This is a genomic window from Methylobacterium sp. NFXW15 (genome assembly GCF_049887755.1).
Lineage (GTDB): Bacteria > Pseudomonadota > Alphaproteobacteria > Rhizobiales > Beijerinckiaceae > Methylobacterium.
In genome coordinates, this window is the sequence record NZ_JAGEKG010000003.1 from 1 (window position 1) to 14,848 (window position 14,848).

The following is a 14,848-nucleotide window of genomic DNA, read 5'->3' on the forward strand; positions in this document are numbered from 1 at the left end:
ATGCGCGCTTCGCCAAGCCGCTGGACGAGGCGCTGATCCTCGACCTCGCGTCGAAGCACGAGGTTCTGGTGACGGTGGAAGAGGGCTCGCGCGGCGGGTTCGGGGCGATGGTGCTGCACCTGCTGGCCGAGCGCGGCGCGCTGGATGCGGGCCGGGTGAGGGTACGGACGATGACGCTGCCGGACCTGTACCAGGACCACGACAGCCCGGAGAAGATGTACGCCGAGGCCGGCCTCGACGCCAACAGCATCGCCAAGGTCGTCACCGATACCCTGCCCTCCGACAAGGCCGGGAAGGCCGATATCGCCGACAACGTGGTCAGCGTCCGCCGTAGGCCACGGTAACCAGCTCCGTCATTGCGAGCCGCAGGCGAAGCAATCCAGGGCAGCGGGCCTTCTCCGGAGGACCCGATTCCCTGGATGACTTCGTTGACGCTCGGAATGACGGTGTGGGCTGAAGGGAGGCCCCTCAGCCCAGCGCCTCCTCCACCGCCTTGCCGCAGGCCTGCGTGTCGGCGTTGCCGCCGAGGTCGCGGGTGCGCAAAGTCCGCTCGGCGAGGACACGCTCGATGCCGGTGACGATCTCGGCCGCGGCCTCGCGCTCGCCGAGATGCTCCAGCATCATCGCCCCGGACCAGATCTGGCCGATCGGGTTGGCGATGCCCTGGCCCGCGATGTCGGGGGCCGAGCCATGGACCGGCTCGAAGACCGATGGATGCACCCGCTCCGGGTTGATGTTGCCCGAGGGCGCGATGCCGATCGTGCCGGTGCAGGCGGGGCCGAGGTCGGACAGGATGTCCCCGAACAGGTTCGAGGCGACGACCACGTCGAACCGGTCCGGGTTCAGCACGAAATGCGCGGTGAGGATGTCGATGTGGTACTGGTCCCAGGTGACGCCGGGATAGGACTTGGCCATCTCCCGCACCCGCTCGTCCCAGTACGGCATGGTGATCGAGATGCCGTTGGACTTCGTGGCCGAGGTCAGGTGCTTGCGCGGCCGGGTCTGGGCCAGTTCGAAGGCGAATTTCAGGATCCGGTCGACGCCGTGGCGCGTCATGATCGTCTCCTGCATCGCGAATTCGCGATCCGTGCCCGCGAACATCCGCCCCCCCGCGTTCGAGTATTCGCCTTCCGTGTTCTCGCGGACCACCCAGAAATCGATGTCGCCGGGCTTCCGGTCGGCCAGCGGACACTTCACGCCCGGCATCAGCCGCACCGGGCGCAGGTTGGCATATTGGTCGAATTCCCGCCGGAACAGGATCAGCGAGCCCCACAGGGAGATGTGGTCGGGCACCCGGTCGGGCATGCCGACGGCGCCGAAATAGATCGCGTCGTGGCCGGAGATCTGCGCCTTCCAGTCCTCCGGCATCATCCGGCCGTGCTTCTCGTAATAGTCGCAGCTCGCGAAATCGAACCAATCGAGCGTCAGCGCGAAGCCGTGGCGCTTGGCGGCCTTTTCCAGCACGCGCACGCCCTCGGGCACGACCTCCTTGCCGATACCGTCACCGGGGATCACCGCGATGCGGTAGCTGCGCTCTGTCATGGTTTCCTCCGCCTGTTCTCGTCTGCGGCCCAAGGTGACGACGAGGGCCACCGGGTCAATCCACCGGCCTGACGCTCAGACCGATTCGCCCACCATCGCCCGGCGCTGGCGGTCGAGTTCCTCGCTGTAGCGCTTAAGGGTGTGGCTCTCGGTGAGGAGACCCAGCACGAGGCGCGAGGTATCGAGCACGGCGAGCGCCTCGCTCTCCGTCCGGTCGAAGGCGGCGGCCGCCTCCTTGGCGTTCATCTCCGGCGTCAGGAAGGCGTCGGTGAAGCGCAGGAGGTCGGCCAGGGCGGGCTGGTCGCCGGACGCCGCCTCGCGGGCGAGGGCGTGGGCCTCCGGCACCGAGACGATGCCGGCGTAGCGATCCTTCCCGTCCACCACCACCACCCGCGAGGGCGAGCCGAGGGGATGGGCGCGCAGGAAGGTCGGGAGCGGCGTGTCGAGGGGAACGGCCCGCACGTCCCGCCGCATCAGACGCCCGACCGTGAGCGAGCGGATCCAGCCGATATCGTGGGCGCTGCGGATGCTCTCGCCGCGCAGGTGGAAGCGCCAGGTGGCGAAGGAATAGCCGAAGGTCTTCCGCACCGTCAGCGAGGAAGCGATCACCGCCGCGAGCACGAGGCCGGTGATCGGTAGGCTCCCCGTCGCCTCCAGGGCCAGGAAGGTCATGGTGAGCGGTCCGCCGATCACCGCGACGGCCAACGCGCTCATGCCGATCACCGCGTAGGCCAGGGGCGTCAGGCCGAAGGCGGCCATGCCGGGCACGAGGAGCGGCGCGGCGACGGCAAAGAACTTCCCCGCGATGGCGCCCAGGAACAGCGAGGCGAAGAACAGGCCGCCGCGGAAGCCGGAGCCGATGGAGATGGCCGAGGCGATGGCCTTGGCCGCAAACAGCCCGGCGAGAGCGAGGCCGGTATAACCCTCCGCTCCCTCGGCGAAGTGCATGTGCAGGGCGCCATGCCCGCCCGAGAGAACCTGCGGCGTGCCCGCCAGCGCCAGCGCCCCGACGCAGAGGCCGCCGACCATCGGCCCGGCGACGCGGGGCAGGCCCGAAGCCTGCACCACCTGCTCCACGAGGGTGACGCCGCGCATCACCGCGATGCCGAGCAGGGCGCAGAACAGGCCGAGGATCAGGCTTGGAACGATCTCCAGGCTGGTGACGTGCGAGGTCGTCACCGCCTGCATGTTGTCGAAGGCGACGAGGGGCTGCGTGCCGAGGATCGCCTGCGAGATCAGGCTGCCGCATAGGGCCGCTACGACGACCGGCGTCAGCATGGCGATGGAATAGAAGCCGATGATCAGCTCGAAGGCGTAGAACGCCCCCGTGAGCGGCGCGCCGAAAGCCGCCGCGATGGCGGCCGCCGCGCCGCAGCCGACCAACGTCCGCAGATCCCCGCGCCTCACCTCGAAGGCGATGCCGAGCCGCGAGGCGACGCCGGAGCAGATCTGCGTGTAGCCCGCCTCCAGCCCGACCGAGGCGCCGCTCCCGTTCGAGATGATGTTCTGCAGGCCGAGATAGAGGCTGTCGCGCAACGACATCCGCCCCCCGTGCAGGGCGTTGGCCTCGATCGGATCGATGGCCGGGCGCTTGCGCGGGCCGCGCACGTAGTTGGCCAGCAGGATCAGGAGCCCCAGGGTGATGCCGCCGAGGCAGGGGCCGACGAGGAGCAGGAGGGGATCCACCGCGCCCATGGCGCTCAGGCGGCTTCCGGCCGGAAGCCGGTAGAGGACCTCGCGCAGGGTCTGCGTGAGCAGCGTCATCCCCGAGACCGCGAGGCCCGAGACGGCGCCGACGAAGGTCGCAAGCAGGATGAGGCCGCCCTCGCTGCGCCGGACGAAGGCACGCAGCCGTCCCGGTGCTTGGACCAAGGGACCATGCACCCGCGTCCCGCGGGTCCTTGCGGCCATGGAGCCGGCCTCCGGTTCGGCCGTCGTTCCGGGGGAGGGCTGTCGCGCGCTCACCCCTGGGTTCTTACGCAGGCCGGGGGCCGGGCGTCCACCGCGTGGGACCAATCGGGAAGCTGGGCGGAGGGGTGAGGCACTTGACCCAGTATCTCTCCTGCGAGGCCGAGGAGCCCCCCATGCCACAGATGTTCGACTGGATCTTCTTCGCAATTATGCTTCCGGTGCCAGCTTATCTCGTTTGGGACTGGATCCGGCACAACCAGGGCCGCATTTAACGCGTGGAGGGGACTTCACAGGGGATCGCAATGGGTCTGGCCGCTTTCGTGTTCTTCGTCGTTCCGTGGATGGTGCTGGCGGTCTGGCTGTTCCGCCTGCCGAGCGCCCTGCGGATGGGGGCGCCCTCGACACCCTGGCGTCCGCTTACCCAGTTCCCGGATCCGCCGCGCGACCAGCGCAGCGAGACCAACGCGGCCAATTCCGGCCACAACGACGGAACCCACCTCACGGGCGGCGACAAGCACACACCCTACGTCGCCTGACGGCGCGTGAGACGGGGACGTCAGTACTCGTCCTCGTACTCGCGGGCGGGTGCTCTTCCGCGCCCACCCTTGCGGGCGGAGCCTGCGCCGATCCCGGCCACGAGGTCGGCGATGTGGCGGAGCGTCTCGACGGACAGCACCTTCTCGCCCTCGCCCCGCCCTTGCGGGATGAGGGCCTTGGCGAAGCCGAGCTTCTGCGCCTCCTTCAGCCGTGCGCCCGCCTGGGCGACCGGGCGGATCGCCCCCGACAGGCCGATCTCGCCGAAATAGACCGTCTCGGCCGGGAGCACCGCGCCGGAGAGAGACGAGACCAGTGCTGCGGCCACCGCGAGGTCGGCGGCAGGCTCCACCACCCGCAGACCACCCGCGACGTTGAGGTAGACATCGTGCGAGCCCAGCCGGATGCCCGCATGGGCTTCGAGCACCGCGAGCACCATGGACAGGCGGTTCGGATCCCAGCCCACCACCGCTCGCCGGGGCATGCCGAGCGAGGAGGGAGCAACGAGCGCCTGGATCTCCACCAGCAGCGGCCGCGTGCCCTCCATGCCCGCGAAGACGGCCGTGCCCGCCGCCTGCTGGTCGCGGCCCGCGAGGAACAGCGCGGAGGGGTTCGGCACCTCCGAGAGACCGGCATCCGTCATCTCGAACACGCCGATCTCGTCGGTGGGTCCGAAGCGATTCTTCACCGCGCGCAGAATGCGGAAATGATGCCCCTGGTCGCCCTCGAAGGAGGCGACCGCATCGACCATGTGCTCCACGACGCGGGGGCCCGCGATCTGCCCGTCCTTGGTGACGTGGCCGACGAGGATCACCGCCGTGCCGGTAGTCTTGGCGAAGCGGATCAGCGCCTGGGCGGAGGAGCGCACCTGCGTAACCGTGCCGGGAGCCGATTCGACGGTCTCGGTCCACATGGTCTGAATCGAATCGATCACCGCCAGCGCCGGGGGCTTCCCCTGGCTCAGGGTCTCGACGATGTCCTCGACATTGGTCTGCGCCGCCAGCTGCACGTTGGCCTGGGCGAGGCCGAGGCGTTCGGCCCGCAGGCGCACCTGCCCCACCGCCTCCTCGCCTGAGATGTAGGCGACGCCCGCCCCTTGCTTGGCCATGGCGGCAGCGGCCTGCATCAGCAGGGTCGATTTGCCGATGCCGGGATCACCGCCGAGCAGGATGACCGAGCCGCGGACGAAGCCGCCGCCGGTCACCCGGTCGAGCTCGCCGATGCCGCTCGCCGTGCGTGGCGCCTCCTTGGCCTCGCCGGTCAGGCCTTCCAGGGGAAAGACCCGGCCGCGGGACCGGCTCGGCCTCGTGGCGGCGGGGCCCGACTGGCCGGGGCCGCCCGCCGTCTCCTCCTGGATCGTGTTCCATCCGTCGCAGGCCTCGCAGCGCCCGCGCCAGCGGTTGTAGACCGCCCCGCAGGACTGGCAGACGAAGGTCTGGTGGATCTTGGCCATTGTCTTCGGGTTTCTTCCGCCTGCCTCTTCCCATCCGCTGCCCTCATCCTGAGGTGCCACGAAGCGGCCTCGAAGGAGAACTCCAGGGATCGCGCGGTCGGCTGGAGGTCTCCTTCGAGGCCACCGCTTTGCGGCGACACCACAGGATGAGGCGGAGGGGATACGCCCTCCTACCCATCATAGTCACGAACATAACGAGAACCAAGGCTCGTCAGGATCTCGTAGCCGATGGTACCGGCCGAGCGGCCCACGGTGTCGATGTCGAGGCCGTCGCCGATCAGCACCGCGCTGGCGCCCCGTCTGGCTTCGGGGGCGTCCGTCACGTCGAGGATGATGAGGTCCATGGAGACGAGGCCCAGGATCGGGCAGGCCACCCCGCCAACGAGGGCATGGCCCCGCCCGCTGATGGCGCGGGGCAGGCCGTCCGCGTAGCCCAGCGACAGGGTCGCGAGGCGGCGCGGGCCGGGGGCGGTCCAGCGACCATTATAGCCGACGCTCATCCCCTTCTCGACCTGCCGCATCTGCACGATGGTCGCTTCCAGCCGCACGACCGGCCGCATGGGGTTCTCCGTCCCCGGCGTCGGGTTGCCACCGAACAGGGCATAGCCCGGCCGCACCAGATCGTGCCCGGCGCCGTCGAGGAAGATGCCCGAGGAATTGGCGAGCGAGCCCTTCAGCGTGGGCAGCGCCTCCCGCACCCGCGCGAAATCCGCGATCTGGCGGGCGTTCACGGGATCGGCGGGCTGCTCGGCGCTGACGAAGTGGCTCATCACGAGATCGATCCCCGCACCGTCGAGGCGCGAATCGCCCGTCAGCGCGAGGGCTTCCGGCACGGACAAGCCGAGCCGGTTCATGCCGGTATCGACATGGAGGGCGGCGGCATGGCGCCCTCGCGAGAAGGCCGCCCAGTCCGACACTTCGTCCAGGCTCCCGAGGACCGGGCGCAGGTCGGCTTCCGCGAAGTCGGGCGCGGAGCCCGGCGGCAGGCCGTTCAGCACGTAGATCCGGGCCTGCGGCAGCACGGCGCGGGCGGTCAGGCCTTCCGAGAGATGGGCGACGAAGAAGGTGCGACACCCGGCGGCCCGCAGGGCAGGGCCCGCGCGGCCGATGCCCGTGCCGTAGGCGTCGGCCTTGATCACGGCGCCGCATTCGGCGCCCCGCGCGGCGTCGGCGAGGCGGCGCCAGTTGGCGGCGAGCGCGCAGAGATCGACCGTCAGTCGACCGCCATGCACCTCGCTTCCCCTCCGCTGCGACCCCGCCACGCCTTTTCCTCCCAAGACCGACATCCCGGACGTAGGGCCACACCCCACCGCTCGGCAACGAGGGAACTCCCGCTTCCGCCTCCGACTTCCGCGTAGGTCCCTCTTATCAAGAACGCGCCACAGGATGCCCGCCATGCGCATCGCTCTCGCCATCGCGGCGCTGCTGCCCTGGACGGGCACGGCGCTGGCGCAGACCACGCCGCTGGGCCCCTCCGGATCGGCCATCGGGTCGGTCAGCGTCGCCCCCACCGCGCCGGGCTTCACGAATCAGCAGGCCTCAGCCGTCCCGCAGCGGGCCATTTCCAATCCCGGCGGCTTGAGCCTCGGCAGCAGCGCCTCCGGTGCGTTTCCGAGCATCTCGTCGCAGACCGGCAGCATCCTCAATGCCGGTGGCCTGAGCTTCGGCGCCGGCGTCTCCCTCGGGCGGCTCCCGACGCCCGCAGGCACAGGCCTGTCGATCGGGGCGACGGGAAATGTCGGCTCGTTCTCCGGCGGGCTCGGGACCTCCTCCCTGGGCAGCAGCGGCGGGCTGGGCCTCTCGACCGGAACAGCCTCGGCGGGGATCGGGGCTACCGGCTCGACCGGGCTGGGCTCGGGCACCACGAACGGCCTCGGCACCCTCGGCCTCACCAGCTCGACGACGACGCGGGGCCTCGTCCCCACCACGGGTCTCGGTGCCGGCGGCGCAGGCGCAGGCGGCGGATCGGGGGCGGGCATCGCCACCGGCGTCACGGTCGATCCCGCGCGCCAGACCCTTCCGGCCGCCTCGGGCGGCGGGGGCGGCGCGGGCATCTCCGGTGCTCCGGCCAGCGCAGCGAACGACCCCTGCGCCACCACGATGGCAGGCGCCTGCATGGGCAGCGGGGGCGTGTTCTAGCCATCCGCTGATGCATCGGTGATACAGAAGGCGCGCCGTCGGCGGGGTGAGGGTGACGGCCGAGGTTCGGCAAGATATACTGAGGTCGTGGTCGGGAGAGCCGCACGGGCCTCGTCGGCGCTTCCCGTGCGTTCCTGAAGTGAGGCCATGCCGTTCACAGTCCTCGATCTCGTGGTCCTCGGCATCGTAGCCGTGTCCGCGCTCTTGGCGGCCGTCCGTGGCGTGACGCGTGAGGTCCTGGCGATCGTCGCCTGGGTCGTCGCAGCGGCAGCCGCGTGGTCGTTCTTTCCGATGCTCCTCCCCACGGTGAAGCAGCACGTCAGCAGCGACACGGTCGCGCTCGTGGGCTCCATCGCGGCAATCTTCCTCGTCACGCTGATCATCGTCTCGATCATCACCGTGAAGATCTCGGATGTGGTGCTCGATTCGCGCATCGGCGCGGTCGATCGCTCGCTCGGTTTCCTGTTCGGCGCTGCGCGGGGCTTCCTGATCTGCGTGATCGGCTGGGTGTTCCTGTCGTGGCTGGTCCAGGGCAAGGTGCCGGATTGGGCGGCGCAGGCCCGCTCGCGGCCGATGCTGGAGAAGTCCGGCGACGCCCTGGTGGCTCAGCTTCCCGAGAACCCGGAAGGCTTCCTGAAGCAATTCAAGAAGGCCAAGCCCGTCAGCCCGCCGAACGAGGCGGCCGATGCCCCCGCCGACGACACCGCGACCCAGCGCCGGACCGAGGCGCCGAAGCGGTAAGACAGGGTGGGGCGCCCGACTCGTCCGCAAGGATGGCGATGGGAAATGCTGCCCTGCGGCCAACGCCGTTGGCCTGGAATGCCAGAGCGGTTACATGACGGCGGCGTGACGCGCGCGCCTCATGCCCGTCGCCCCCAGGAAGTGACCGAGCCCGATCATGTCGCGAGCCCCCGTCGACGCGTCCGAGCATTTCGATACCGCGAGTTTCGACCTCGCAAATCTTGACCTCGCAAATCTTGACCTCGACGGAGACACCCTGCGCGAGGAATGCGGGATCTTCGGCATCTTCGGCCACCCGGACGCCTCGGCCATCGTGGCGCTGGGGCTCCACGCCCTGCAGCACCGCGGCCAGGAAGCGGCGGGTATCGTTTCCTTCGACGGCAAGGTCTTCCATTCCGAGCGACGGCCCGGCCTGGTCGGCGATTCGTTCTCGGATGCGGCGACCATCGAGCGCCTGAAGGGCCGCTCGGCCATCGGCCACGTCCGGTACTCCACCACGGGCGGCACCATCCTGCGCAACGTCCAGCCGCTCTTCGCCGAGCTGGCGGGCGGCGGCCTCGCGGTGGCCCATAACGGCAACCTGACCAACGCCCTCTCCATCCGTCGCGACCTCGTGCGCGATGGGGCGATCACCCAATCCACCTCGGACACGGAGGTGATCCTCCACCTCGCTGCCCGCTCGCGGAAGCCCCGCATCATCGAGCGCTTCATCGATGCGCTGCAGGCGATCCAGGGCGCCTACGCCCTGGTGGCGCTGACCAACAAGAAGCTCATCGGCGCTCGCGACCCGCTCGGCATCCGTCCGCTCGTCCTGGGCGAGCTCGACGGGTGCTACATGCTCGCCTCAGAGACCTGCGCTCTCGACATCATCGGCGCCCGCTACGTCCGCGACATCGAGAATGGCGAGATCGTCGTCATCTCGGAGGAGGGCGTCGAGTCGATCCGCTTCGCCGACGCGCAGCCGATGCGCCCCTGCATCTTCGAGTACATCTACTTCGCCCGTCCGGATTCGGTGGTGAACGGCAAGAGCGTCTATGCCGTGCGCAAGGCGATCGGCCATGAACTCGCCCGCGAGTCGCGGGCCGAGGCCGACGTGGTGGTGCCGGTGCCGGATTCCGGCGTGCCGGCGGCGCTCGGCTATGCGCAGGAAACCGGCATCCCCTTCGAGATGGGGATCATCCGCAACCACTATGTCGGGCGCACCTTCATCCAGCCGACCCAGTCGGTGCGCGAGCTCGGCGTGCGCATGAAGCACTCGGCCAACCGCGCGGCCATCGCGGGCAAGCGCATCGTGCTGGTGGATGACAGCCTCGTGCGCGGCACGACGTCGGTGAAGATCGTGCGCATGATGCGCGAAGCAGGCGCGGCGGAGGTGCATTTCCGCATTGCCTCGCCGCCGATCACCCATCCGGACTATTACGGCATCGACACGCCGGAGCGGGAGAAGCTGCTGGCCGCCACCCACGACCTCGAAGGGATGCGCCAGTATATCGGCGCCGATTCCCTGGCCTTCCTCTCGATCCCGGGCCTCTACCGGGCGATGGGCGAGGAGGAGCGCAACGGCACCTGCCCGCAATACACCGATCACTGCTTCACCGGCGATTACCCCACCGGGCTGACGGACCTGTCCATCGCCAGCCCCCGCCAGATGGCGATGCTCGCCGAAGCCGACTGATCGCCCAAGGCTCATCGAGCAAGGCCTATCGAGGCCGAATCCGGAAGGCTGACCCTATGGCCGATCTGCCCCTCGATGGCCGCGTCGCCGTCGTCACCGGTGCCTCGCGCGGCATCGGCCGTGCCGCCGCCCTGGCCCTCGCGGAAGCGGGGGCGCATGTCGTGGCGGTGGCCCGTACCCAGGGAGCCCTCGAGGAACTGGACGACGAGATCCGCCGGATCGGCGGCAGCGCCACCCTGGTCCCCCTCGACCTCAAGGATTTCGAGGCCATCGACCGCCTCGGCGGGGCGATCCACGAACGTTGGGGCAAGCTCGACATTCTCGTCGGCAATGCCGGCATCCTCGGCGTGCTGATGCCGCTCGGGCATATCGACCCGAAGATCTGGGCGAGCGCGCTGGACATCAACGTCACCGCCAACTGGCGGCTGATCCGCTCGCTCGATCCGCTGTTGCGGATGTCCGATGCAGGCCGGGCGATCTTCGTCACCTCCGGCGCGGCCCATTCCTGCCGGGCCTACTGGGGACCTTACGCGGTCACCAAGGCAGCGTTGGAGGCGTTGGTGCGCACCTACGCCGCCGAGACCGAATCGACCGCGATCCGCGCCATGCTGGTGAGCCCCGGCGCCCTGCGCACCCGCATGCGCCGCTCGGCCATGCCCGGTGAGGATCCGCAGACGCTCCGCACGCCGGAGGATCTGGCGCCCCATTTCGTGCGTCTGGCCTCCCCGGACTGGACCGACACGGGCCTGATCTACGATTTCACCCAGGACCGGGTACTGACTCCGCGCCGCCCGGATTGATGGTTCACCACACCACCACGGTCTGAGGGGAGAAGACGCGCCATGATCGACGTGCGGGCGATGTGCGCCATTGGGCAGCGGGGCCAGCTCGGCCTGCATGGGCGGCTGCCCTGGGAGGGCAACACCGATCCGCTCTTCATCGAGGACGTGACGCGGTTCTTCGCCGAGACGCAGGGCCATGTCCTCATCGCCGGCCCGAAGACGATCGAGGCCGTGCCGGAATTCGCCTTCAAGGACCGCACCATCGACGTGATCCGCTCGCACGAGGATCCTCAGACGGTTCTGGCCCGTTATCCGGGGCGACGGATCTTCGTCGGGGGTGGGATCGCCGTGTGGAACGTCTACGCGCCGTTCATCCAGCAATGGGACATCACCCGCCTTCCCTATGACGGCGAAGCCGACCGCTGGTTCGATCCGGCTTGGCTCGTCGGCGGCGCGCTGCGGACGGCATGAGCACGCATCCCTACAGCTTCGGCATCGAAGAGGAATACTTCCTCGCGGATGCCGAGACCCGCGACACGCCTCAAGGTGATCTCGCCGCCTTCCATGCTCAGGCGAAGGAGAGCCTGCCCGAGACCGGGCGCGAGCTGGTCGCGGCGCAGATCGAGGTCTGCACCCCACCGCTCACGGTGATGGACGAGGCGCGGGACAATCTCGGTGGCCAGCGCGCCCGGCTCGCGGACATCGCCCGGAACCACGGGCTCATGCTCCTGTCCTGCGGCACGCAGCCCCTGGCCCGGCGCCGGAGCCAGACCGCTTCGGACGGCGAGCGCTATCAGGACATCCTGTCCGATCTCGGCATGGCTGCCCGCCGCGCGTTGATCTCCGGCATGCATGTCCATGTCGAGGTGCCGGATCCCGATGCGCGGATCGACCTGATGAACCGGCTGCTGCCGTTCCAGCCGATGCTGCTCGCCCTCTCGGCCTCCTCTCCGTTCTGGCAGGGCGAGGCGACGGGGATGCGGGCCTACCGGCTCTGCATCTTCGGGGAGATGCCCCGCACCGGCTTCCCCGAACTCTTCGCGGATGCCGCCGCCCATGACCGGCTCGTCACCATCATGACGCGCGCGGGCGCCATCGCGGATGCGAGTTATCTCTGGTGGTCCCTGCGGCCCTCGATCAAGTTCCCGACGCTGGAACTGCGCATCGCCGATGCCTGCACCCGGCTCGACGATTCCCTGTGCCTCGCGGCCTTGTTCCGCTGCCTCGTCCGGCTCTGCGTGCGGCGGCCGGATCTCAATGCCGGACTCGACGGCGTCTCTCGGGCATTGGCCTCCGAGAACCTGTGGCGCGCCCAACGCGACGGGGTGCGGGCCGAACTGATCGACGAAGCACTCGGGAACGCCGTGCCCTTCGCGCAGGCCCTCGATTCGGTGCTCAACCTCATCGCCGAGGATGCGCAGGCCCTGGGCTGCGAGCGGGACGTCGCCCGCGCCCGCGCCATCGTGGCGGAGGGTACCAGCGCCGACCGGCAGATCGCCGCTGCCGACGCGGCCCGCGCCGTGGGACGGGACGAGCGGGCCGCCCTCGCGGCGGCGGTGGATTGGATCGCCGGGGCCGTGGTCTAGAGCGCATTCCGACGAAGTGGATACCGGTTCGTCGCAAGAATGCGCGTCACAACAAAGAGCGAGAGCCGCTGGCCTGATGCAATCAGGCCGGATACGGCTCTAGACCAGTCCGTCGAGGAAGGGCGCTGCGGCCTCCTCTGCCGCGTGCGCGATGGCCCGGTAGCGGGTGACGAGGTCGGCGCCGAAGGCCGAGAGGCGAGCGCCGCCACCGGCGCGACCGCCGGTCTGGGCCTCCACCACCGGTCTTCCGAAGCCGGTATTCATCGCTTCCACCAGAAGCCATGCCCGGCGATAGGACATGCCGAGCGCGCGTCCGGCTCCCGAGATCGAGCCCTGCTCGGCGATGGCTTCGAGGAGAGCGATCTTGCCCGGCCCGATCCGGTGGCCGGGGCCGAGATCAATGCGAATCGAGAGCCGCGCCCGAGCCGCGCCGTCGTCTTCGCTCCGCGACGTCGGCAGGGTCATGAGGGTCTCTCCACGCGGGCATCTCCGTATCGGATGGGAGATGTCGCATCCACCCCCGCCTTTGCGGCCACGGAAAAGCCATCCATGGGGGCAGGCCACGTCCAAAAGCGACGCGCGTCCCTGGATGGCCTCGATCCGTTCGCGAAGGGGACGGATTCGATGAGTGCCGTCAGACCTGCATGATCCGGCTTCGCCGACGCATCGCGTCGCCGCCCTGCGTGTCCTCGACGTGGACCGGCTCCTCGATCGGCTTCACCGGCTTGGGCTCCAGCTTGCCGACCTTCTCGATCTTGACGCCAACATAGGAGCCGCGCCGCCATGCCACCTTCACCGCGCAGACGAAGTCGCGGCCGATGACCCGGAACATGAAGCGTTCGGGCAACTCCATCCCTTCGGGCACGGCGAGCCGGGCGCCGGAGGGCGAGATGTCCTTGACCGATGTCGCGATCTCACGACCGTCGAACATGCGGATCTTGGCGATCCAGTTCGTTTCCTTGCGCTCCTCGCTGCGCATGTCCCGGAAGAGCAGGTCGGCCTCGTTGGCTTCCATCATGCCGTTGCCCCTAGGGAAGCCGTATCGAAGGCGTCGGCCACGGGCCGGAAGGCGCGTACCAGGACCGGATCGAGCCGGCCCGCCATATCGTCGATGATCGCCAGAGCCGCCGTGCCGCTCATGGGAGATTTGTAGGGCCGCCGCTCGATGAGGGCGGCGTAGATGTCGCTGATGGTCACCAAGCGCACGAGGTCGGGGATTTCAGCGGCGCGCAGACCGTCCGGATAGCCGGACCCGTCCAGCATTTCATGGTGGGACCGGACCACGGTCAGGGTTGAGGCGTCGAAACCCGAATTGAGGAGCATCGCGTGGCCGAGCGCCGCATGGGTGCGCATGACCTTCAGCTCCTCCGGATCGAGCCGACCGGGCTTGTTCAGGATGACGGCGGGGATCTTCGTCTTGCCGACATCGTGCAGCAGAGCCGCCTTGGCGAGGTGATGCCGGTCGGTCGCGTTGAAGCCGAGGCTGCAGGCGAAGGCGGCCGAGAGCCCCGCGACCAGCAGGATGTGCTGGTGCGTCACGTCATCGAATCGCTGCACCGCCCGGACCCAGTCCGCAATGCCCGTTTCGAGAATCGCCTGGGCCACCAGCTCCGAGCCGGTGTCGGCGAGGTCGGGCGTCATCGCCGCGTCCGAGAAGAACACCTCGTCGAGGAATCGCTTGGCCTCGCCCGCATGGCGCCGTGCCGCCACGGTGGCGGGGGGCAGGGGTGGCGGAGCGGGCTGGCTCTTGATCCGCATCTGCAAGAGGCGCAACGCGGCGGTGGCAGCGACCGGCTCGGCCCCGATCAGCCTCGCATGCATCTCGGCGCGTGCGGCGTGGCCATGGACGAGAAGGATGTGCGGCAGGTTCGCCCCGTGGATGCCGTCGATGCAACGGCGCAGGCGCGAGAACGCATCCGAAGTGAGGTCCTTCACATCGCTGACGACGAGCGAAGGACGCACGGCCGGAACGCCCGCGTCGTAAAGGTCGTGGATCAGGCAGGAATGCGGATCGTCGAGACCCCGGGCCAGCCGTTCGGCATGACGCAGATCGTCGCTGATCAGCAGGACCTCAGACATGAAAGCCGCCGCCCCGCCGTCCGTAGGATAACATCTTCCCGATCCCTCGCCGGAACGGGACAGATATTGGCACGGGAAATCCTAACTAAGCTCTACTTCTAATTCCCAATACTGAGAGTGAGAGAGGAGGCAGTTATCAGATATGCAACTTTAAATAGATTTGCCTGATAGGAAAACGCCCAAACAAGCGAGGAGCGGCCCCACCAACCATGAACGGGGGGATGCCAAAGTCGGCGGGGCCGGTCGGACGGATCCGACGCCTGCACGATGGGCGAGGGCGCGGAGTGCAACAATCACATGGATCAAAGGCACCCCGGAAATGCCCGGCGGAAAAGCGATGAAACGACCGAAGATACAACTCAGAGGCGAAAATCCGTGCAAAGGGGAGCGTTGGCAACGACCTTTG

Annotated in this window: 15 protein-coding genes; 8 read left to right on the forward strand and 7 right to left on the reverse strand. The window is 68.9% G+C overall.

The window, feature by feature from the left end:
• Positions 1 to 344, forward strand: a 344-nt coding sequence (locus tag J4O73_RS07325; protein WP_426216018.1) for a transketolase C-terminal domain-containing protein, incomplete at its 5' end; no start/stop codon positions are given.
• A gap of 124 nt (positions 345 to 468) precedes the next feature.
• On the opposite strand, the gene J4O73_RS07330 is transcribed toward J4O73_RS07325, so the two are convergent.
• The gene (locus J4O73_RS07330; RefSeq protein ID WP_426216020.1) at positions 469 to 1,542 is read right to left on the reverse strand and encodes a tartrate dehydrogenase; all 1,074 of its coding nucleotides are present in this window, start codon (positions 1,540 to 1,542) and stop codon (positions 469 to 471) included.
• Between the two features lie 75 nt (positions 1,543 to 1,617).
• The gene (locus J4O73_RS07335; protein ID WP_426216022.1) at positions 1,618 to 3,453 is read right to left on the reverse strand and encodes a chloride channel protein; all 1,836 of its coding nucleotides are present in this window, start codon (positions 3,451 to 3,453) and stop codon (positions 1,618 to 1,620) included.
• Positions 3,454 to 3,755: 302 nt separating this feature from the next.
• On the opposite strand from J4O73_RS07335, the gene J4O73_RS07340 reads away from it, so the two are divergent.
• Complete coding sequence (locus J4O73_RS07340; protein WP_426216024.1) at positions 3,756 to 3,989, forward strand: hypothetical protein; 234 nt, start codon at positions 3,756 to 3,758, stop codon at positions 3,987 to 3,989.
• Between the two features lie 20 nt (positions 3,990 to 4,009).
• Here the strand turns inward: J4O73_RS07340 and radA are convergent, their stop codons facing one another.
• Entirely contained in the window at positions 4,010 to 5,440 is a 1,431-nt protein-coding gene (gene radA, locus J4O73_RS07345) for a DNA repair protein RadA (protein WP_426216026.1), read from the reverse strand.
• A 170-nt stretch (positions 5,441 to 5,610) separates the two neighbouring features.
• Positions 5,611 to 6,702: an alanine racemase gene (gene alr / locus J4O73_RS07350; protein ID WP_426216027.1), complete on the reverse strand. Its 1,092-nt coding sequence runs from the start codon at positions 6,700 to 6,702 to the stop codon at positions 5,611 to 5,613.
• Between the two features lie 133 nt (positions 6,703 to 6,835).
• On the opposite strand from alr, the gene J4O73_RS07355 reads away from it, so the two are divergent.
• From J4O73_RS07355 to J4O73_RS07380, 6 genes are all read left to right on the forward strand, one after another.
• Entirely contained in the window at positions 6,836 to 7,579 is a 744-nt protein-coding gene (locus tag J4O73_RS07355; protein ID WP_426216029.1) for a hypothetical protein, read from the forward strand.
• A gap of 147 nt (positions 7,580 to 7,726) precedes the next feature.
• Positions 7,727 to 8,320, forward strand: a complete 594-nt coding sequence (locus J4O73_RS07360; protein WP_426216031.1) for a CvpA family protein — start codon at positions 7,727 to 7,729, stop codon at positions 8,318 to 8,320.
• Between the two features lie 157 nt (positions 8,321 to 8,477).
• Positions 8,478 to 9,995 carry an amidophosphoribosyltransferase gene (purF, locus tag J4O73_RS07365; RefSeq protein WP_426216032.1) on the forward strand — a complete coding sequence of 506 codons (1,518 nt, stop codon included), beginning with the start codon at positions 8,478 to 8,480 and terminating at the stop codon, positions 9,993 to 9,995.
• Positions 9,996 to 10,051: 56 nt separating this feature from the next.
• A complete protein-coding gene (locus tag J4O73_RS07370) occupies positions 10,052 to 10,795 on the forward strand; it encodes an SDR family NAD(P)-dependent oxidoreductase (protein WP_378967948.1) in 744 nt (247 codons plus the stop codon).
• Between the two features lie 42 nt (positions 10,796 to 10,837).
• A complete protein-coding gene (locus J4O73_RS07375) occupies positions 10,838 to 11,248 on the forward strand; it encodes a dihydrofolate reductase (RefSeq protein WP_426216035.1) in 411 nt (136 codons plus the stop codon).
• Entirely contained in the window at positions 11,245 to 12,363 is a 1,119-nt protein-coding gene (locus J4O73_RS07380; RefSeq protein ID WP_426216036.1) for a carboxylate-amine ligase, read from the forward strand. Before J4O73_RS07375 ends, J4O73_RS07380 begins: the two co-directional genes overlap by 4 nt.
• Positions 12,364 to 12,462: 99 nt before the next feature.
• On the opposite strand, the gene J4O73_RS07385 is transcribed toward J4O73_RS07380, so the two are convergent.
• From J4O73_RS07385 to J4O73_RS07395, 3 genes are all read right to left on the reverse strand, one after another.
• Positions 12,463 to 12,828 carry a winged helix-turn-helix domain-containing protein gene (locus J4O73_RS07385; protein ID WP_426216038.1) on the reverse strand — a complete coding sequence of 122 codons (366 nt, stop codon included), beginning with the start codon at positions 12,826 to 12,828 and terminating at the stop codon, positions 12,463 to 12,465.
• A 169-nt stretch (positions 12,829 to 12,997) separates the two neighbouring features.
• On the reverse strand, positions 12,998 to 13,381 hold the full coding sequence (locus tag J4O73_RS07390; protein ID WP_426216040.1) for a PilZ domain-containing protein: 384 nt from the start codon (positions 13,379 to 13,381) through the stop codon (positions 12,998 to 13,000).
• A complete protein-coding gene (locus J4O73_RS07395) occupies positions 13,378 to 14,442 on the reverse strand; it encodes an HD-GYP domain-containing protein (protein ID WP_426216042.1) in 1,065 nt (354 codons plus the stop codon). The genes J4O73_RS07390 and J4O73_RS07395 overlap by 4 nt, the downstream gene beginning before the upstream one ends.
• Positions 14,443 to 14,848 lie beyond the last annotated feature (406 nt).

What these genes read in the sequence shown, in the direction of transcription:
- J4O73_RS07330 (WP_426216020.1), bottom strand. Translation starts at nt 1,542, where the DNA reads ATGACAGAGCGCAGCTACCGCATCGCGGTGATCCCCGGTGACGGTATC.
- J4O73_RS07335 (WP_426216022.1), bottom strand. Translation starts at nt 3,453, where the DNA reads ATGGCCGCAAGGACCCGCGGGACGCGGGTGCATGGTCCCTTGGTCCAA.
- J4O73_RS07340 (WP_426216024.1), top strand. Translation starts at nt 3,756, where the DNA reads ATGGGTCTGGCCGCTTTCGTGTTCTTCGTCGTTCCGTGGATGGTGCTG.
- radA (WP_426216026.1), bottom strand. Translation starts at nt 5,440, where the DNA reads ATGGCCAAGATCCACCAGACCTTCGTCTGCCAGTCCTGCGGGGCGGTC.
- J4O73_RS07355 (WP_426216029.1), top strand. Translation starts at nt 6,836, where the DNA reads ATGCGCATCGCTCTCGCCATCGCGGCGCTGCTGCCCTGGACGGGCACG.
- J4O73_RS07360 (WP_426216031.1), top strand. Translation starts at nt 7,727, where the DNA reads ATGCCGTTCACAGTCCTCGATCTCGTGGTCCTCGGCATCGTAGCCGTG.
- purF (WP_426216032.1), top strand. Translation starts at nt 8,478, where the DNA reads ATGTCGCGAGCCCCCGTCGACGCGTCCGAGCATTTCGATACCGCGAGT.
- J4O73_RS07370 (WP_378967948.1), top strand. Translation starts at nt 10,052, where the DNA reads ATGGCCGATCTGCCCCTCGATGGCCGCGTCGCCGTCGTCACCGGTGCC.
- J4O73_RS07375 (WP_426216035.1), top strand. Translation starts at nt 10,838, where the DNA reads ATGATCGACGTGCGGGCGATGTGCGCCATTGGGCAGCGGGGCCAGCTC.
- J4O73_RS07380 (WP_426216036.1), top strand. Translation starts at nt 11,245, where the DNA reads ATGAGCACGCATCCCTACAGCTTCGGCATCGAAGAGGAATACTTCCTC.
- J4O73_RS07385 (WP_426216038.1), bottom strand. Translation starts at nt 12,828, where the DNA reads ATGACCCTGCCGACGTCGCGGAGCGAAGACGACGGCGCGGCTCGGGCG.
- J4O73_RS07390 (WP_426216040.1), bottom strand. Translation starts at nt 13,381, where the DNA reads ATGATGGAAGCCAACGAGGCCGACCTGCTCTTCCGGGACATGCGCAGC.
- J4O73_RS07395 (WP_426216042.1), bottom strand. Translation starts at nt 14,442, where the DNA reads ATGTCTGAGGTCCTGCTGATCAGCGACGATCTGCGTCATGCCGAACGG.